Raw genomic sequence first — 17439 nt, 5'->3', positions numbered from 1 at the left:
CACCACCCACGCCCCGTGCCGCTGGCCGGGGCTTTCTCATGCCCGGAGGGCCGTATGCACGTTGAGCTGTTGCCGGAGACGGGCGCGGGTCCGCGCCTGGGACGGCATGTCGAGCATGACCCGAGGTCGCTGGCGTTCGCGCATGGGGTGCTGCCGCGGTCTGCGGTGCGGTCGGTGTCGTGGACGCGGCGGATTCCGGTCCTGGACCAGGGCGACCTGGGGTCGTGTACGGGGAATGCGGCGACGGGCGCGCTGGGGACGGACTCGCTGGGGCGGACGGCGTCGACGTCGGTGACGGTCAGCGCCGCCGGTGCGGCTGCCTCGCACGGCCTGTTCACCGCGGGCGCGCACGATCTGGACGAGGCGTTCGCGGTGGCCCTGTATTCGCTGGCGACGATCCTCGACGGGATCTCCGGCCAGTACCCGCCGACTGACACCGGGTCATCGGGGATCGGCGTGGCGAAGGCACTTCGGGCCTTGGGTCTGGCGTCGGGCTACACGCACGCCTTCTCCATGGACGCCCTGAAATCGGCGTTGCAGGCGGGGCCGGTACTGATCGGCATCCCTTGGTACCGGTCGATGTTCGACCCCGCGCCGGACGGCCGGATCGTCGTGGACACCAGCAGCCCGCTGGACGGCGGCCACGAACTGGAGGTCGTCTCCTTCGACGCGGTGACCGGCGAGTACGAGGTCCCGAACTCGTGGGCCGAATCGTGGGGTGTGGACGGTTGCGGCTACTTCACCAGCGTCGACCTGGCCCGGCTCCTCAAGATGCAGGGCGACGTCACCGTGCCCCAGTTCACGACAGCACCCACGCCCGTTCCGGCACCTTCTCCGGATAGTGCGGACGCCAGCCTTGCCGCCGCCGCGCACACGTGGCTTACCGCGAAGGGGCTGTGATGGGCACCTACGGACAGGACTGGGCGTCATACCAGTCGGCCACCCCGTCCACCGCGGGCCTCGGGTTCGTGTTCGTGAAGGCCACGGAGGGCCTGGGGTACGTCAACACCCGCCGTGCGGCCCAGGTCGCCCACGCCCGAGCCGCCGGGCTCGTCGTCGGGCACTACCACTACCCGCACATGGCCGCCGACCCGGCCGCCGAGGCCGCGTACTTCCTCGCCGCCGCACAGCCGGCCGCCGGAGAAATCCTCGTCCTGGACTGGGAGGGATACGACGCGGCGAACCAGGGCGTGCCCATGGCCCGGCAGATCGCCTACAAGGACGCATTTCTCGACCGCGTCCAGGCGGCGCAGCCCCTGCATCAGGTCGGAACCTACGCCAACGCCGACTACCTCTCCCGTGACCCCAAGGGCCGGTACGGGGACTTCCTGTGGATCGCCACCGCGGACAAGCCCGCCGGGCAGCCCGGCATCGTCCACCCCTGGCTGTTCCACCAGTACGGGGCGTCGGGTGTCGACCGCGACTACTGCCCGCTGACCCCGGCCCAGCTCAAGACGTGGGCCCACGCGAAGGAGAACGACGACATGCCCCTGACCGACGCCGACGCGAAGAAGCTGTGGGGCTACAAGGGCCCCGGTGACAGCCCCGACGTGCACCAGACCATGACGAACGCAGCGAAGAGCGCCGCCTCAGCCGCAGCGTCGGCTGCCGCCGCCCTCAACGCGGTGAAGGGGCTCACGGCCCCGGCGCTCACAGATGCGCAGACGGCGGCCATCGCCGACCGGCTCGCCGTGAGCCCGGTCTTCGCGCAGGCGCTCGCCGTCGCGCTCGGCAAGGACCTCGCCGCCCGACTCCAGTCTTAATCCCACCAGCAGAAACGGATCTCCTCATGAAGATCTTCGGGCGTGAGCCTGTCTACATCCTGGCCTTGGTGGCCATCGTCCTGAAGCTGGCCGCCGCTTTCGGGTGGGACGTCAGCGACACCCAGCAGGCGTACATCAACGCCGCCCTCGCCGCCGCAGTGGGTGTGGTGTCGGCGATCGTCCTGAAGACCGGTGCGGCCGGTGCGGCGGTCATCCAGGTCGGGCAGGCGGCCCTGGCCCTGTTCGTCGGGTTCGGCCTGCATCTCAGCGCGGACCAACAGGCGCTCCTGATGTCGACGCTCGCCGCGATCGTGGCCCTGGTCCTGCACCGCGAAGTCACCGCCCCCGTGCCCGTGGTGGGGCTGGAGCAGACCAGCCCGGTCGAGCCGACGGCCCCGCGCGTGGTCGCAGAGCCGTAGCACGTCGCAGTTGAGATCGCCGGGAGGTGTGTGTGAGCGAGGTTCTCGGCGTGAGCGTGGCTCAGGGCGGTGCGGTCGGCCTGTTGGCGCTGGTTGTGCTGATGGTTCTGACGGGCCGACTGGTGCCTCGGCGGACGTATGACGATCTGCTGCGTGAACGGGATACGTGGCGGGAGACGGCTCAGGCCGCCGAGGAGGTCACCCGGGTGCAGCAGCGGCAGGTCGGCGAGCTGCTGGAACTGTCCCGCACGGCAGGGCATGTACTGACGTCGCTGCCGCATCCGTCCCAGGCTCAGGTGCAGGGGGTGGCGGCCAGTGGGATTGATCCGACGGCTGTTCCGCCTGGGTGAGCGGGCCGCGACTCCCGGGCAGAAGGCAGCGTCGTCTGCTCTGGCGAGGGTGGAGGAGCGGGGTCTAGAGGCTGGCCGACGCGCCCCGGAGGTGGCTGAACAGGCGGCGCTCCAGCGTCGGCTGCGGGAGCGGAACCATTTCGGTGAGCTGTTCAGTAACGCCGGACTGGGGGGTAGATCCTGATGGACTGGGCGATGACCGCCAACGTGTGCACGTCCGGGGCGATTGCGGTGACGGCGGCTGTGTTCGCGGTGACGTATCAGCGGGTGGCGCCGTGGTGGACGACGCGGGTGGGGCGTCATCTGATGGCGCTGACGGCAACGGTGGGGCTGTTCGGCGCGTACACGGTACTGATCTACTTCTGGCCTCACGGTGCGGTGGCGGCGGTTCTCCGCTGCTGCCGGGTCGCGATCGGCCTGGGAATGATCGTGTTGCTGGTCCGCCAGTCCTGGCTGCTGGTCCGCACGCAGCGCGAGGGTGTGGTCCGCGACAGAGTCCGGCGCGAGGAGGAGGGCCGACCTCCTGGGGCATCCCCCTGATGGCCCGCATGTTGGGCGCGTGTCGGCGCTCGTGGTGCCCGTTCTGTCGTGGCCCGGTAGGGCTGGACTGCGCGGACGTGTCCCGGTCAAAGGGTGCTGGGCGGGCCCGGGAGAAGCGGTTTTGGCACCGCGAAGTGAACTACTAGTGATCTACCGAATCGTCCCAGACTAGTAGTTGCCCCGCCCTGGCTCCGGCCGGGGCGGGGCTCGTTTGCATGTTCGGGGACGTGCGGGGCTTGCATTCAAATCGTCGGCTGCGACGATCAAGGGAGGTGATCAATTGGGAGGAGGTGAGACGAAGATGACAAGGAAGCAGCAGGATGCGGCAGTCGCGTTGGCTGTGATGCTGGCGGTGTCGGCTGTGGCGACGAAGGCGGCGAACAAGCAGGCGGCGGCACTGGGGATCCCGATGGCTGGGGTCGCGGTGCTGGGCTGGCTGGTGACGCAGGCCATTAAGTAGCAGTTGGGCCGTGCGGTCCGCCCCGTTCGTATCGCGGCGGTTCGCACGGCCCTTCTGTGTCGTACCCGAGGCTCCCCTTCTCGTGGGTGATCTGGGCTCTCTGTGGGGTGAACGGCGGTCGCGCCTGCGCGTGTTGATTGGTGATCGCCGGTAGTCAGGTCTCGTCAGTTGCTGATCGTTGATGGGATCTTGATGAAGCGCACGCTGTTTGCCCTGCTGGCTGCCGCTGCCCTGCTGGGCGGTACGACGGTGGGCGCACACGCCCAGGAGTCGGCTGCCGGGCCCGTGTCGGTGCGGGAGTTGCTGGCTCGCCTGCCGGTGGCGGCGGAGTCGCGCGAGGGGTATGAGCGGACCAAGTTCAAGCACTGGGTGGACGCGGACAAGGACGGGTGCAACACGCGCGCCGAGGTGCTGCTGGACGAGGCGGTGGTCGCGCCGGAGCGCGGTGCGAACTGCAAGCTGACGGGTGGCGAGTGGTTCTCCTACTACGACGACACGACCGTTGACGGCCCGTCCGGCCTGGACATTGACCACATGGTGCCGCTCGCGGAGGCGTGGGACAGCGGGGCGTCGCAGTGGGATGCGAAGAGGCGCGAGCAGTACGCCAACGATCTGGACTGGCCGCGGAGCCTTGCGGCGGTGACGGCGAAGGCGAACCGCAGCAAGTCCGACCAGGACCCGGCGACGTGGATGCCTCCGGCTGCTGATGCGCGCTGCCGCTACCTGGATGACTGGGTGTCCGTGAAGACCCGCTGGAACCTCAGTATTGATCCGGCGGAGCAGGCCGCGCTCACCGACATCGCCGACTCGTGCCCCGACGACGAGCTTGACGTACCGCTCGCCTGAGCAGGCTTTTCCGGCGTTCACCGAAACAGGAATGGGCCGCTGTCAGGCCCCGATGCCACCATCGCATCACGGCCGCGCCCGTCTGCGCGGAGTGGTGCCGGGCCCCAGAGCGTGCGGCCCGGCACCACGGACCGGGGGTGGTGGCTTGGTCGCAGGGCATGGCGTGCGTTACGCACGTCATGATCCCTCGCGACTCCCATCTGAAGTCTTGACTTTACCTCTTGACTGCAAGTCTTGAAGTGCTACCTTGGCTGTATGAACGACACCGAGAAACCTCGCCTGCTCCCCAATGGATTCTGCTGGTGCGGCTGCGGCAAGGAAGTCGGCATCGGCCGCTTCTTCGCTCAAGGCCACGACAAAGTCTCCGAGGCCGCCCTCGTGGCCGCCCGCTACGACGCCTCCGTGCCCCGCCTCCTCGCCGAGCACGGCTTCGGTCCCGACAACTCTGTCACCGCCGCCGCCCTCGCCGAAGGCGGCTGGGAGGAGTGCCCGCGCGACTGCGGCTACGTCGGCGCACCCGCCAGCATCACCAATCACCTGCGCAAACACCGCGCGACCAAGGAGGGGTGAGATGGCCGACCAGCCCCAGCAAGCCTCGCACTTCTGGTTCATGAATGTCGTCGGCCGAAACCCGCTCGGTCTGCGCCAAGAAGATCACGCCGGTCACATCGACCTGCCAGACGGGGCAACGCGCTGGGACATGTACCGCCACATCCGCGACATGGTGGCAGACCTGTCCGGCCTGAAGGAACTCACGGTCATAGCCTTCGATATCCAGCCCAACAAGCTCTGACAATGGTGCGACACCCAGCCCAGTGAAAGTGGGCTGGGCGGCGAACCGTCAACGCGCCCGCGAGCTGGGAGGAGGCGCTGACCAGATGCCGCAGACGGACATCATCGAAGCGACCGGCTACAGCCGGGAGACCGTCCGCCGCCTCGTCGCCGACGGCCGCAATCTCGCGGTTCCCACGCAGGCCACGCCCGCCGAAGAGGAGCATTGAGCCATGACGACCCCAACCGATCCGCCTCCGGATCAGTACGAGATCCGTGCTCGCGTGCTGCGCATCCTGGCGGCCCGGGCTCGTGCCCGCGCCGCCGAGTTGGAGATGGCGGCCACGGCCGTTCTGGCGACCCGGTCGCTTAAGCGCTTCGCCGAGGTGATGACCGAGTCCGAGGCCCGTGAGATTGCCGAGCACCCGGACCTTGCGGAGTTGAACGCGCAGATGAAGGGCTTCTACGAGCCCGAGAGTCCTTGACGCCTTCAAGGACGCGCCCCGTCAACGCCTTCGTGGAGGCGGGGCGCTACGGCTCGGGCCAGCAGTCCTCAACGGACAACTACGAGGGCTGACTACCGCTCCCACGGCCGACGTTCAGGTGTCGGCGTCCGAGGCGGCCCTGGCTGCGTGTGCCCGCTGGCGAGATTCCAACACCGCCACGCCGAAGCGGCGGCGACGACGGCAATGACGCCACTGCCGATCCGGCCGCCAGCGCTGCCGCCGAGGAAGATACCGGCGGTGCAACCTGCGGCGAGGAAGGCGAGGGCGGTTCCGGCCCAGCCGAGTGCGAACTTCTTCACGGTTCCCCCTGGTGCGTGGTGTCGGGGGGAGTGTGCCGGTCTGCGCGTGGTGGCGTGCGGGTTGTGACGGGACTGTGACGCAGAAGGGGCGTGCGGCCGGGGGGAGTCGGCGGCACGGCCCAAGCGGGGTGGGGTGTTCTTCGGCTGTTCGAATGCGGGCGGTCTGCGGGCTGTGCCATAGTCGTCTCGTCGTCAGCAATGACGGCATGCTCCCCGCTTACGCGGGGCTGGCCCGTAAGCTCAGGCCGATCATGGCGAACCTCTTGTAGTGCTCCCCGCATCAGCGGGGTTACGAAGCCCCCGGTTAACGCTCGGGGGCTTCGTCGTGTCCGGGGTCAGCGCGGGTTGGTCGCGGCGAGGGCGTCGCGGATCGCCTGCGCGGTCTCGTCGCTGACCGTCAGCCAGTAGTAGACGTCGCGGTCGTTCGGGTTGGACACCAGCAGCGCGGGGTCGACGGGGCGGCGGCTGAGAATGACAGTGTCTTCGCCGTCGAGGTTGATGAGGTCGTCGAGCATGGCGTGGATCCCGGCGTGGGCGTCGGCCCGGCTGAGGCCGGTGTCCTCCATGACGTCGTCCAGGAGGTCGTACGGGTAGACGGTGCGGCCGGGGTTGTTGCTGGCGATCTCGATCATGGGATGCTCCCTGGGGCGTGGGGTCTGGCGGGTGGGTGGTTCGGCCCCGCGTGGGCGGGGAGCAGTGGTTCTGGTCTACCGGAACGGTCCGGCGCCGCGGGCGGGTTCGCCCGCGCCCCCGCCACCCCGGAGACGGTCAGCTCTCGATGTCCGCCCAGTCCGCCTTGTTCTGCGCGGCGGTCTGGATGATCTCGTCGATGGTGTCCTGGACGCCGGGGAGGTAGTCCTCGATGAGGTCGTCGTCAATGTCTCCGCCGTCCGGGCCGTCCCCGAGGGCGTCGATGACCTCCTCGCGGGAGCACACGACGCGGTTGTGCGGCACCAGGGCGCGCGCCCAGACGGCGAGGGTCTGCTCGCCGCCTTCGTCGTCGGGCCCGTTCTGGACGTAGAGGACGGGCTCCTGGCCGCCGTAGGCGAGGAGGTCGCGGATGTCGTCGATGGTGGCGGTGGGCGTGGTGTCGGTCTCGGTCATGGCTTCATCCTTGCGTGACGAGTAGGCGGCGCGGGCGGATTCGGGTCAGGGGGCGCTGGTGTGGTTCGACGGCAACCCCTGTCGAACCTTGTGGCTACACAGTAAACGAAAAGTGTGTAGCTACACAAGCCTCCCACTGAAGAAAACCGTGTGGCAACATGACCTCATGGCAAACGACCACACCTTCACCGCCCGCGTCCGCATCCCCCACCGAATGTGGGACACCTACGGCCGCGTCCTCGGCGACCGCGACCGCTCCGCCGACCTCCTCGACCACGTCCGGACCGTCATCACCGAACACGGCAACGACCACGACCGCGCCGAACTCGCCGCCGCAGAAGAGGAGTTGGCCACTCGCCGCTCACGCAAGGGTGGCCGACCCCCCGGCTCCGGCCGCAACACCGCCGTTCCGGCGGACGCTCTGGCGCAACTGCTCACAGACCAGGCAGTTCCCGTTGCGCACCGCGCCCTGTGGTCGCTGCTGTGGGACGGGGACGTCTATCTCGACGAACTGCTCTCCATCGACGTGAGGGACGTCGACTTTGAAGGCCGGGTGATCAAGGTCGACTATCCGACGCGTGCGAAGGAGCCCTTCACCGTCCGGCTTGGCGAGCGCTCAGCCGCACTGCTCGTCGCGGCGATCGGTGGCGCGGAGGACGGTCCTGCTCTACGGATCGGCGACCGTCCGATCAGCAGAGAGGCGGCGATCCGGCAGGCTCGGAAGGCGGGGTACAGCATCCACGGATTCCGGCTCGGCGGTCAGGTTGCGCGCGGTGAAACCCCCACGGGGACGCCCGAAGACGAGGAGCATTGAGCCGAAGATCCGCGCGCAGGCTCAGACCATCCTGGATCTGATGAAGCATCTGATGAAGCAAGGGGCGGAGGCGGACGCGATCCGCGATGCCGCGTGTGCCGCCTCGGACAAGCCGTGATTCACCTGCTGACCGGCGCGGCGCTGCCACCTCATGCCGGTGCGTCCAGGACGGGCCCCGCGCACTCCGGGCACGCCTCCGCGTTGCCGCTGTCGACGAGAGCCCGCGCCTGCTCGTGACCGGCCAGAGGGTGGCTGTTGTCGTCGTCGCGCCGCAGACACGACCCGTGGTGGACGCGCTGACCCTGCCAGCGGCGCTCAACCGTCCAACCGGCAAGTGCGCGGGCTCTTCGTTCGGCGGTCGCCGCTTCCTGTGTAGCGCGCGCCTGTTCGTGCTCGGCGGCGGCGATCTGCATTCGAACACGCCCCAGCGCCCAGGCCAGCCACTCCTCGGTCACCCGGAGTTTATCCAGGCGGCTGAGCTGCGGCGTTCCATCGTGTTCGATCATTTGTTCTAATATAGTGCCTGTGTGGAACCCGCACCCCTGAGACCCGTCGCCACCGGGCCGCGCGCAGTCAGCGCCACCCCGGTGACCCCGGTGCGCCGCCTCCCAGTACCCCCAGCCCTGACCGGCCTCCTCCCGGACGGACTCCCCGCAGGATCGGCCATCGAGGTTGCCGACCGCGCACTGCTCCTCGCCCTCGCCGGAGCCGCCGCCAAAATCTGGGCCGCCGTAGCCCTACCGGACCTCGGTGCACTCGCCGCCGCCGACGCGGGCCTCGACATCTCCGCCGGACTGTGGGTCGACACCCCCGGCGGATCCTGGCCGCAAGTAGTGGGGCTGCTTCTGGACTCCGCGAGCGTCGTCCTCATCGGCGACGTCGGCCCGGTACCGGATCAGCTCGCCCGGCGCATCACCGCCCGCGCCCGCCGCGCTAGCAGCATCCTTCTGTCAGCAGGGCCATGGCCGACCGCATCCATGCGCCTGCGCGTGACCTCCACCGCATGGGACGGCCTCGGGACCGGGCACGGCCTGCTGCGAGGACGCCGCGCCACCGTCGTCGCCAGCGGCCGAGGTGTGCCCGTACCCCGTCACGCGGAGGTATGGCTGCCCGACCGCCACGGACGCCTCGCCGCGGTCGGCGAGGACGAGACGGGCCTGACCAGGCTGTCCGACCCCGCCGCTACGCTCGCCGTATCCCATTCACGCTGACTGTGGCTGCGAGCCCCGCTGGTTGAGCGGCGGGGCCTACGCCGCGCGCGCCGCCCGGTGGAGCCCCTGCACCACGTCATAGCTGGCACCGAGCCCGGACGCGGCGAGCGCCTGGTGCAGTGCGTCAGCCGCGGCGGTCGCCTCGGCCATCAGGGCCGCGTGCCGTTCGCGCTCCTCTGCCGTCCACTCGCGGAGCGCCGGGGACATCCACTTCGGCGCATCCTTCAGCGGGGCTGCTTCCGCACGCCGCTGCGCGTCCACCTGCTTCCGGTGCGCCTCGACAGCAGCCCAAGCAGCGTCGGAACGTTTCTGCAGGTCAACGAGCGTGGCCGGGAAATCGATGTCAGGCATGGTTGCACCCTACGACGGAGGTGTGACAGCGGCGCGAGCGCCACGCAACTACCAGCCTGGGGGGTAGCCCGCTGTTCCCTGGCTACGCCACCTCAACGACGTCGCCTCGGCACAGCCGCTCCTGCTCCTCTGCGGCAGCCCACTCCGCGAGCATCCGCCGGTACTCGGCCTGCTCCGGGTCAGTCAGCAACCGGTGACCACGAGGCCGCATGAACGCACGCAGGCGCCGGTTCAGCTCCGCCGACGACCGCCCCCCACGCATAGAGCAAGCCTATGGGGCGGGTGTGACACGGCGGTATACGCGCAGGCGACGCGGCATATGCCTACGTTGCGTCGTGTCTCGCGGCGATGCCGTTAATCCGCTCCGCCAGGTCGAAATCGGCCTCGGTCAGACGGTTCCCAGCGTCGTGAGTCGTGATCCCGAACCGCACCGTGTCCCACCGCAGATCAATGTCCGCGTGGTGGCCGATCAGGCGCTCAACGTCCGCGACGTGCACGATCAGGGCGACACCGCCGTGATACCGGCCCGTCCAGAACGTGCGGGTGATCTCGTCACCACGGCGCTCCCACCCCGGAAGCCCGGCCAGGCGCGCCTCGATCTCAGCATCCGACAACGGCTCCGGCTCGGCCACAGTCATTCCCTCTCCGCCAGCGGCGCCAGCGCCTCCACCAGACCCCGGCCCTCCGGCGCATCCTTCCACGGCCTCATCACCCGCTCCAGACTGACCAGCTCCCGGCACATCCGCACCGACCCCGTCTCCACCGCGATCGTCGCCACCTCCCGCGCGATCTCCACCGCCTGATCCGGGGCATCCGCCGTCGCCGCCGCCACAGCCTGCCGCGCCATGTAGACGCCGCGGTCCCGTCGCGCCGTCACCGGCACCCCGGCGAGCACCTGGTGCCACAAGGCACCCGCCTCCCGGCCAAGCCCCAACCGGCCGTAGCAAGTGGCCCGCTGCACCTCCAGATAGCCGGGCGTCCTCCGGCACGCATTGCCCCACGGCATCTCGTCATCAATGCGCCCGATGAGCCCGGCAGCCTGGTCGATCAACGCGTCCACCGCAGTACGGTCGTGGACAAGTGACGCGCCGTGCGCCTGCTGCTGAAGGGCCATCACCCGCACCTTCGGGGCGAGCCGGTCGGCATCGTCCAGGGCCGCCTCACACAGGTCCACAACCGCCAGACCGTCACCCAGATCCGTCCGCACCTGCGCCTGATTCACCAGGCTGTAGCCGACGAGCTGCACATCCCGTGACCGTATGGCAATCTCCTGCGTGATACCCCGCCAGAAAGCGGCGGCACCCATATCGCCCGCGTCCTGGTACAGCCATCCGACGAGCGCCGCGTAGGCTGCGCCCGCGCGCAGCAGACCGCGCCGGGTTTCCCCGGTGGCGGTGCGCGCCAAGTTGTCGATCAGCTTGTACTGCTCGGACACGGTGCCGATCAGATCGTGAGGGCCCAGAAGCATGTCCGCCCGGTAGTGGCCCTCCAACTGCTGGTCGAAGTACGTGACCAGCGCAGGGTCAACAGCCCGGTGCGGGACCGGCCCGGCCACGAGCGCCGCAGCGGTGACGGAGATCAGACTGCGCTGGGCCACCGGCTCGCTCTCACTCAGATCCACCCCGTCAGGCGGCTGAAACCCCAGCGCGCCGGGCCCGACGCCGAACGCCGCCCGGAGCGCGATTGCCGAATCGCCGCGAGGCCAGCCCGGCGCTTCCGATTCCCACCGGCGCCACGTCCGTGCGGACACCTCGAATGACGGATCGCCGAGCGCCTCAACGCCCGCGCGGGTCACCCAACGCGCCGCCGCCTCCTGCGATGACCAGCCCTTTCTGAGACGCGCGGCCCGCAGGATGTCATTGTGTCCGGCCATCGTCGTGCTCCCCAGGCGTGGCCGCCATGTGGCCGATGATGGCCGCTGCACGGCCTAGTGGCGCAATGCGTACACCGCCCACTATCGACCTGTGACCACAGATCATGCAGGTACCGCAGCAGATTCACCCGACACGGCGACCCGCGCCTACACCCGCGCGCAGTCGACGGTCGCGCTGCTCCGCGACGAGCTGGCCGTTATCGGTCTCACCCCGGACGAGGTGCGCATGGTGCTGCCCCAGACCGACATCGAGGGCCGCGGGTACGTGCGGCTGGGCACGGTGTCCGTGGAATCGGCGGACCTGCTTCTCGCTGCCCTGTCCGGACCGCCGACGCCTGCTGGGCCCGCGTCGTGACCCGCTGGTGCGGCCCCGGACGGCATGCGGTGCCCAACCACGAGGCGCAGGTCATCGGGAGCATGGAGGCCGGGTCCGGGCCAGGGGTGCCCGTGTACGCCTGCCACACGCACGTCCGCGACCACGGGATCGTGCCGCGCCCGTACATCGGCCGCCGGGACGCTGCCCCGGAACGGCCCGCACGATGACCCGCCGCACGGGTACGTGCCACCGCTGCCAGCGCGCACACCAGACCGTCGTCACAGCGGACATCGAGCAGGGGAGTGCGGGCAGCAACGTGGTGGTGTGCGCGGACGCCCGGTCATGCCTCCGTGCCGCAAAGCCGCGGGCCCGCGCGTGGCCGGCGCCGTGACGGTCCGGGATGTCGGGCATGGCCGAATGGCCATACCGGGGTACATGGTTGCTACCGGATTCCGTCCTACGGCTGGACGTGCAATTGCACGAGCGAGACAGTGGGAGCGTGACCACCGCCCGCCAGATGCCCCCGAGCTGGCGGGCGGTCAGCTTTCAGGGTCGGCGGAGAGGAGGGTCCCGATGGGCACACCCAGCGCCTCGGCGACCACGATGATCGCAGAGAAGCGGATCTCTCCTCCGGCCTCGATGCGCTGGATGGACGACAGGGACAGAGTCTCCTCGACTCGTTCTGCGAGCTGCTCCTGCGTCAGGTTGCGGTGCTCACGCCACATCTGGATACGGCGGCCGTGCATACGGCGGCGGATGTGAACCCAGGCGGGAAGCGGCGGTTGTGCAGGCACTCGACAAACGCTGTGGCGTTGTTGATCATAAGCCCACAGCAACTTTGAAGTGTTTCGCGATCTTGATCTAGCAGGTCCACCCGCTCGTCGCCATGAACCCGCGAGGCGAGCCGCCCCTGACGCCCCGCCCCTTCGCAGCCCCGCGGCATTCACGACGCCGCGAGGCCGGAACCCCCTGCGCTAGGTTCGAACACATGTTCACTCGAACGAGTGAATGACCGGGTCATGACCAACTCGTTGAACAGATTGACAGACCGTGCACAACCCCGGACCGAAGTCGGATCGCCTCGCCGATACGGCCGGAGTGCGTAGGGCAGCGCCTCTTGCGGAGGATGGCATGGACGACGAAGACATCACACGGCTCTACCTCTGGGCCACCGGCTCATGCTTCAGGTGCGCACGGAGCCGGGTGGAAACCACGAGCCTGAACCAGATCGACACCCCGGCCGGCGTCCGCTACGACGTCCGTGCCTGCCGTGCCTGCGTGATTGATCTTGAGTACGAAAGGATGCGCCGAGCTGACCGCCTCGGCGCGCGGTACATGCCGGGAGGGCTCGGCTCCTAGTGCCGCGACACTTTGCCGCTCTCCGATTCGCGGAGGGCGGCTTCTGTCGCATCAGGGCTGCTCACGGTCCTGTTCCTGGGGAGCACGTGGGGAGAATCCGGGACTGGGGAGCGCCGGGGGAGAACCAGTTCTCGCACCGTCGGAACTCGTCGACTCCGCGTCGACCCTGAACCGACTCACCATCGGGCCAGTTCAGGGCAGGGAGAGCGCAGTCGCCGACTCACGAGGAAGCGGCGCCGTGACCCCACCTCGACACCCAGATTTACCGGCGACAGAACCCGGCGTACAGCTCGACTCGTCTGCCGCCACCGCCCCCTTGGGCTCGCCCGGGGCGCGAGCACGGTCGGGTGAGCCGCGTCGTGCATCGTTGATGCACTCCTGGGTGCCGCGAGGGCTCTTGCCGGGACGCGGTCCTGGACCGCAGGTGGGGGCGTGCGGGTCCACCGGGAGGGGCTGATCGCGCGGCCCGTACACCGTGTGAGTCATGGTGAACAAAGAGTCGCTTTACCTACTCTTTATGTTTTTATTGGCTAATTGTCCGTAATGTCTGAAATCAACCGTTGGCGGATGATCGGACTTTGCCGTGATGACCAGCCCCAACTCCAGCCACGCTTCTTCCGAGGGTGCGTCCGGTGCGGGCGGCCGGGTCGGTGCCGTGCTGACGGAGATGATTCCGCAGCAGCCGCCCAGTGCGCTGAGCGCGCCGTCGGGGGCGGGGTCGGACGACACGCTCGGCATCATCGTCGTCGACGAGCGGCTGACCGTGCTGGAGGCCGATCTGGCCGGGACCTGGCTCGACGGGGTGGTCGACGGATCGGGCGCGCGGGCGACCGACCTCTTCCCGACCGAGGACGCGGCGGCGATCGCCGCCCGGGTGGAGCGGGTACTGGCCACCGGCCGCCCGCTGCTGGCGCGGGTCCAGCGCATGATCCGGCCGGACGGAACGCCCGCGGTGGTGTCGCTCTCGGTCCTCCCGGCGGCTCCGGGCCGGGTGGTGATCAGCCTGATCGACGTCAGCGCCCAGCTCGACGTCTTCGCCGCCTCCTCGACCCTCGGCACCTCCCTGGAGATCGAAACGACGGCGCGCCAGCTCGCCGAAGGGCTGCTGCCCTGGGGCGACGCCGTCACGGTGTCGCTGGCGCAGTGCCTGTGGAGCGGGGACCTGCCCGATCGGACCGAGCCGCTGTGCCGCGCCGCGTACGCCCGCGCGGGGAACCGGCCGTGGCCGCGCGGCTTCCTCCGCCTGGGCGAGCGCCTGCCGGACCTGCCCGCCCACCCCGCCTCCGACACCACCGGTCACCCCGGCGTCACCGTGCTGCCCGACCGCGCCGCCATCGAGCGGGCCCTGGGCGACGACCCGGACCTGATACGGGCCCTGGTGCCGGACCACGGCCCGCTCGCGGTGGCCTTCGCGCCGCTGACCGTCCCCGACGCCGACCGGCGGCAGCGCGTACTCGGCACGGTCGCGGTCTGGCGGCGTGAGGACAACCCCCGCGGGGCCTTCGACGGCGACGACCAGCTCGCCGTCCAGGAACTGGCCTTCCGCGCCGCGATGAATCTGGAGCACGGGCGCCGTCATCAGCGGGAGCACCGGCAGGTCCTGGCGCTCCAGCGCAGGCTGCGCCCGCCGCACTCGCCGAGCCGGGCGATGCACACCGCGGGCGCCTACCGGCCCGCCGCACCCGACAGCGCCGGCCTCGGCGGCGACTGGATGGACGTCATCGGCCTGTCGGGCGGCCGGATCGCGCTGGTGATCGGCGACGCCGTCGGACACGGCCTGGCAGCCGCCGCCGTCATGGGCACACTGCGCCAGGCCGCCCAGACCCTGGCCGCCGCCGACCACCCGCCGGTCGAGGTGATGACCCACCTGGACACCCTCGTGGGGAGCCTGCACGCGACCGCCGAGACCGACGGCGAACTGGGCGCCGCGGCGGCGGCGCTGGGCACGACCTGCTGCTACGCCGTGTACGACCCGGCCGCCCGGCGGCTCACCGTGGTCAGCGCCGGGCACCTGCCGCCGGTGCTGGTCCACCCGGACGGGGCCGCGGAACTGCTCGCCCCGCCGCTGCACCCGCCGCTGGGCACGGCCCGCGAGGAACCGTACGAGGCCCTGGAGGTCACCGCCGAGCCGGGCGCCCTGATCGGGCTCTACACCGACGGCCTCGTGGAGCACCCGGGCCGCGACCTCGACGACGGGATGACCGCCCTGCTGGAGGCATTGTCCTGGCACTACGCGACCGGCGACCTGAGCGCCGTCGTCGGCCCGGTCGTCGACCACGTCACCGGGCCGCCGCCGCAGCACGACGACCTCACGCTGCTCCTGGCGCGCATGGACGGCCTGCCCGCGGCCGACATGCCCGCACTCCGCCTGCCCGCGGGCGATCTCACGGCGGTCGCCCGCGCACGGGCGTGGACCGGCGCCCGCACCGCCGAGTGGGGCATCGCGGACCCCCACGGCCGCAGCGCCCTGGTGGTGTCCGAACTCGTCACCAACGCCCTGCGGTTCGGCACCGGCGGCCCGGTGACCCTCCGGCTGCTGCACCTGTCCGACCGTCTGATCTGCGAGGTCACCGGCCCCTCGCACGGCAGGCCGCGGGCCGCCCGCCCCGCGGTGTCCGAGACCAGCGGACGCGGGCTCCTCGTCGTCCAGCACACGAGTGCCGCGTGGGGGACGCGGCTCGGGGAGACCGCGGGGGAGCGCACGGTGTGGGCACAACTGGCCGTCACGGGCGGGCAGTTGTGACCAGGGCCGACTGTCGGCGGCGGGCAGCTGTGCCCCGGGCTGAACGCTGGCGGCGGGCAGCTGCGCCCCGGACTGAACGCTGGCGGCGAGTAGGTGTCACCCGGACTGACCGTCGGCGGCGGGCAGTTGGGCCCGGACCGGCCCTGTGATCCGCGCGTCCCGTACGGCGGGCTAGAGCCACACTCCGTCCATCGCGGTGGCCGTCAGCCCCGGCGCCGCTCCGTACAGCACGGTCCGGGCTCCGGCGGGTACGCCCGCGCTGAGGGCGCGGTCGAGGACGTCGAATACGGCGGCGCCGCCACGGTTGCCGGTGACGATGCTGCTCCAGGAGTGGTCCAGCAGGTGGTCGGTCCAGGGCCCCGGGACGTCGGGCCAGGAGCTCGGGACGCTCTCCTGGATGAGTTCCAGCACGCGGGTGCCGCCCGGGTGGGCCACCAGCAGGTCCGGGTGCCAGTCCGGGTCGGTGTGACGGCCGCGCACCCACTCCCACATCGGCGGGAGCGTCGACTGCACCCACTTGGGCCCCGAGCGGTCCATCTCGTAGTGCACCCCGTCGGCGCGGGTGTGCAGCCGGTGGATGTCGGCGGTGCCGGGCACCGTGCGGTGCCACGCGGCGTCCAGCCGCAGGAACGCGCCCTGGTCCGGCCGGCCGCGGACGACGGCGGCGACCGCGGTGTCGGCGAACAGCAGCCGCATCAGCAGCGAGTCGATGCCGGTGTCGTCGGGCTGGTAGGTGGTGCTCAGCGCCTCCGCGATGACGATCAGCACCGTCGCGCCGGGGTCGGCGGCCAGCAGTTTCGAAGCGGTGGCCAGCGACCGGGTACCGGCGATGCAGGCCCACTGCGAGAACGGCAGCAGCAGCACGTCCTCGCGCAGCCCGAGCCGGTTGAACAAGGCGATGTCCAGGCCCGGCAGGGCGGGGGTGGTCGAGTTGCTGGTGACCACGTAATCCACCTGGTCAGGGGTGACTCCCGCGGTCTCCAGCGCCTGGCGGGCCGCCCGCTCCGCGCAGTCCTGGACCGTCACCCACACCGACGCGGTGCGCTCCTCGACGGTCTGCGGCACCGGCGGGCCCGCCTCTGCCGTCTTGCCGGTCTCGCCCGTCCCGCCCGCCGCTGAGGCCGCGGGCCCGGGGAAGCCGCTGCGGCTCGGCGCCGTGATCGCCTCCAGGGGCTGCATCCACCGCCGCTCCCCGATCCCGGTGTTCTTGGCCATCCCGTCCGCGCGCTTCAGCCAACTCGCCCCCGGGTGACGGCCGTTGACCTCGGCGAGGATCTCCTCGGTAGTGATGGTGTACGGCCCCGGCACCACGGCGGGAGGCCACATGTACACGCTCATCCCGCACCCCCTTCCCGGCGCCCGGACGGCGCCGTATCACCGTATTGTCCCTCTCCCCGAAACGGAAGTCCGGATTCCACATTGCCCGTTTCGACCTCTATGTCGAGGAATTCGCCGATCTGACCGGTCAACTCGGCCGGATCCAGCGGCCCGTGCGGACCGGCTGTTTCCGTGGGTGCGGCGATATGTCTAGAACAAGGGGAGTTGGCCGGGAAAGTCGGGGATGGTGTAGCCGTCCAGGGTGCGTTGGGCGGCGGTGGGGGCGGCGGGGGATTTGGAGCCGGGGCAGGAGACGAGGGTGGCGGTGCGGGGGCCGGGGGGTGGGTCGTGGGGGGGGGGGGGGGGCCCCCCCGCCGCGGGGTAAGGGGGGCCCCGG

At 70.3% G+C, this 17439-nt stretch carries 24 protein-coding genes; 16 read left to right on the top strand and 8 right to left on the bottom strand.

Annotated elements, in window-relative coordinates; genetic code table 11:
• Positions 1-15 precede the first annotated feature (15 nt).
• The 11 genes from ABZX65_RS26575 (at position 16) to ABZX65_RS26525 (ending at position 5634) form a co-directional block, all read left to right on the top strand.
• Positions 16-900, top strand: coding sequence for a hypothetical protein (locus tag ABZX65_RS26575; RefSeq protein ID WP_355344944.1), 885 nt, complete (start codon positions 16-18; stop codon positions 898-900).
• Entirely contained in the window at positions 900-1763 is an 864-nt protein-coding gene (locus ABZX65_RS26570) for a GH25 family lysozyme (RefSeq protein ID WP_355344941.1), read from the top strand. The genes ABZX65_RS26575 and ABZX65_RS26570 overlap by 1 nt, the downstream gene beginning before the upstream one ends.
• 26 nt (positions 1764-1789) lie before the next feature.
• A complete protein-coding gene (locus ABZX65_RS26565) occupies positions 1790-2182 on the top strand; it encodes a hypothetical protein (RefSeq protein ID WP_355344938.1) in 393 nt (130 codons plus the stop codon).
• Positions 2183-2214: 32 nt separating this feature from the next.
• Positions 2215-2532: a hypothetical protein gene (locus ABZX65_RS26560; protein ID WP_355344935.1), complete on the top strand. Its 318-nt coding sequence runs from the start codon at positions 2215-2217 to the stop codon at positions 2530-2532.
• 195 nt (positions 2533-2727) lie between these two features.
• The gene (locus ABZX65_RS26555) at positions 2728-3072 is read left to right on the top strand and encodes a hypothetical protein (RefSeq protein ID WP_355344932.1); all 345 of its coding nucleotides are present in this window, start codon (positions 2728-2730) and stop codon (positions 3070-3072) included.
• Between the two features lie 301 nt (positions 3073-3373).
• Entirely contained in the window at positions 3374-3532 is a 159-nt protein-coding gene (locus ABZX65_RS26550; protein WP_355344929.1) for a hypothetical protein, read from the top strand.
• A 192-nt stretch (positions 3533-3724) separates the two neighbouring features.
• Positions 3725-4378: an HNH endonuclease family protein gene (locus ABZX65_RS26545; RefSeq protein ID WP_355345441.1), complete on the top strand. Its 654-nt coding sequence runs from the start codon at positions 3725-3727 to the stop codon at positions 4376-4378.
• Between the two features lie 255 nt (positions 4379-4633).
• Positions 4634-4948, top strand: coding sequence for a hypothetical protein (locus ABZX65_RS26540; RefSeq protein ID WP_355344926.1), 315 nt, complete (start codon positions 4634-4636; stop codon positions 4946-4948).
• A 1-nt stretch (position 4949) separates the two neighbouring features.
• Complete coding sequence (locus ABZX65_RS26535; protein WP_355344923.1) at positions 4950-5171, top strand: hypothetical protein; 222 nt, start codon at positions 4950-4952, stop codon at positions 5169-5171.
• A gap of 85 nt (positions 5172-5256) precedes the next feature.
• Complete coding sequence (locus ABZX65_RS26530; RefSeq protein WP_355344920.1) at positions 5257-5379, top strand: hypothetical protein; 123 nt, start codon at positions 5257-5259, stop codon at positions 5377-5379.
• A gap of 3 nt (positions 5380-5382) precedes the next feature.
• On the top strand, positions 5383-5634 hold the full coding sequence (locus ABZX65_RS26525) for a hypothetical protein (protein ID WP_355344917.1): 252 nt from the start codon (positions 5383-5385) through the stop codon (positions 5632-5634).
• Positions 5635-6289: 655 nt separating this feature from the next.
• Here ABZX65_RS26525 and ABZX65_RS26520 read toward each other — a convergent pair.
• The gene (locus ABZX65_RS26520) at positions 6290-6586 is read right to left on the bottom strand and encodes a hypothetical protein (protein WP_355344914.1); all 297 of its coding nucleotides are present in this window, start codon (positions 6584-6586) and stop codon (positions 6290-6292) included.
• A 136-nt stretch (positions 6587-6722) separates the two neighbouring features.
• A complete protein-coding gene (locus ABZX65_RS26515; protein WP_355344911.1) occupies positions 6723-7058 on the bottom strand; it encodes a hypothetical protein in 336 nt (111 codons plus the stop codon).
• Between the two features lie 166 nt (positions 7059-7224).
• Here ABZX65_RS26515 and ABZX65_RS26510 point away from each other — a divergent pair, with 166 nt between their 5' ends.
• Positions 7225-7872, top strand: a complete 648-nt coding sequence (locus tag ABZX65_RS26510) for a hypothetical protein (RefSeq protein WP_355344908.1) — start codon at positions 7225-7227, stop codon at positions 7870-7872.
• A 149-nt stretch (positions 7873-8021) separates the two neighbouring features.
• On the opposite strand, the gene ABZX65_RS26505 is transcribed toward ABZX65_RS26510, so the two are convergent.
• Complete coding sequence (locus ABZX65_RS26505; RefSeq protein ID WP_355344905.1) at positions 8022-8378, bottom strand: hypothetical protein; 357 nt, start codon at positions 8376-8378, stop codon at positions 8022-8024.
• Between the two features lie 21 nt (positions 8379-8399).
• Between ABZX65_RS26505 and ABZX65_RS26500 the strand changes: the two genes are divergently transcribed.
• Entirely contained in the window at positions 8400-9083 is a 684-nt protein-coding gene (locus ABZX65_RS26500) for a hypothetical protein (protein ID WP_355344902.1), read from the top strand.
• Between the two features lie 36 nt (positions 9084-9119).
• Here ABZX65_RS26500 and ABZX65_RS26495 read toward each other — a convergent pair whose 3' ends face one another.
• The 3 genes from ABZX65_RS26495 to ABZX65_RS26485 all read right to left on the bottom strand — a co-directional run bounded on the left by ABZX65_RS26495 (position 9120) and on the right by ABZX65_RS26485 (position 11307).
• Entirely contained in the window at positions 9120-9434 is a 315-nt protein-coding gene (locus tag ABZX65_RS26495) for a hypothetical protein (protein ID WP_355344899.1), read from the bottom strand.
• 323 nt (positions 9435-9757) lie between these two features.
• Positions 9758-10072: a 4a-hydroxytetrahydrobiopterin dehydratase gene (locus ABZX65_RS26490; protein ID WP_355344896.1), complete on the bottom strand. Its 315-nt coding sequence runs from the start codon at positions 10070-10072 to the stop codon at positions 9758-9760.
• Positions 10069-11307 carry a Twin-arginine translocation pathway signal gene (locus ABZX65_RS26485; RefSeq protein ID WP_355344893.1) on the bottom strand — a complete coding sequence of 413 codons (1239 nt, stop codon included), beginning with the start codon at positions 11305-11307 and terminating at the stop codon, positions 10069-10071. The genes ABZX65_RS26490 and ABZX65_RS26485 overlap by 4 nt, the downstream gene beginning before the upstream one ends.
• Before the next feature lie 91 nt (positions 11308-11398).
• Here ABZX65_RS26485 and ABZX65_RS26480 point away from each other — a divergent pair, with 91 nt between their 5' ends.
• Positions 11399-11662 carry a hypothetical protein gene (locus tag ABZX65_RS26480; protein ID WP_355344890.1) on the top strand — a complete coding sequence of 88 codons (264 nt, stop codon included), beginning with the start codon at positions 11399-11401 and terminating at the stop codon, positions 11660-11662.
• A gap of 500 nt (positions 11663-12162) precedes the next feature.
• Here the strand turns inward: ABZX65_RS26480 and ABZX65_RS26475 are convergent, their stop codons facing one another.
• Positions 12163-12417, bottom strand: a complete 255-nt coding sequence (locus ABZX65_RS26475; RefSeq protein WP_355344887.1) for a helix-turn-helix transcriptional regulator — start codon at positions 12415-12417, stop codon at positions 12163-12165.
• Between the two features lie 337 nt (positions 12418-12754).
• On the opposite strand from ABZX65_RS26475, the gene ABZX65_RS26470 reads away from it, so the two are divergent.
• Complete coding sequence (locus ABZX65_RS26470) at positions 12755-12982, top strand: hypothetical protein (protein ID WP_355344884.1); 228 nt, start codon at positions 12755-12757, stop codon at positions 12980-12982.
• A gap of 586 nt (positions 12983-13568) precedes the next feature.
• Positions 13569-15725 (top strand): SpoIIE family protein phosphatase, encoded by a 2157-nt coding sequence (locus ABZX65_RS26465; RefSeq protein WP_355344881.1) that lies wholly within the window; start codon positions 13569-13571, stop codon positions 15723-15725.
• A 171-nt stretch (positions 15726-15896) separates the two neighbouring features.
• Here the strand turns inward: ABZX65_RS26465 and ABZX65_RS26460 are convergent, their stop codons facing one another.
• Positions 15897-17063, bottom strand: coding sequence for a type III polyketide synthase (locus ABZX65_RS26460; protein ID WP_355344878.1), 1167 nt, complete (start codon positions 17061-17063; stop codon positions 15897-15899).
• Between the last annotated feature and the right edge of the window lie 376 nt (positions 17064-17439).

Origin of the sequence: Streptomyces sp. NPDC003300, from assembly GCF_040610915.1 — a bacterium.
In the GTDB taxonomy this organism is placed as follows: Bacteria; Actinomycetota; Actinomycetes; order Streptomycetales; family Streptomycetaceae; genus Actinacidiphila.
Note: the sequence above shows the minus strand (reverse complement) of the source record. Positions and strands in the feature narration are given on the sequence as shown.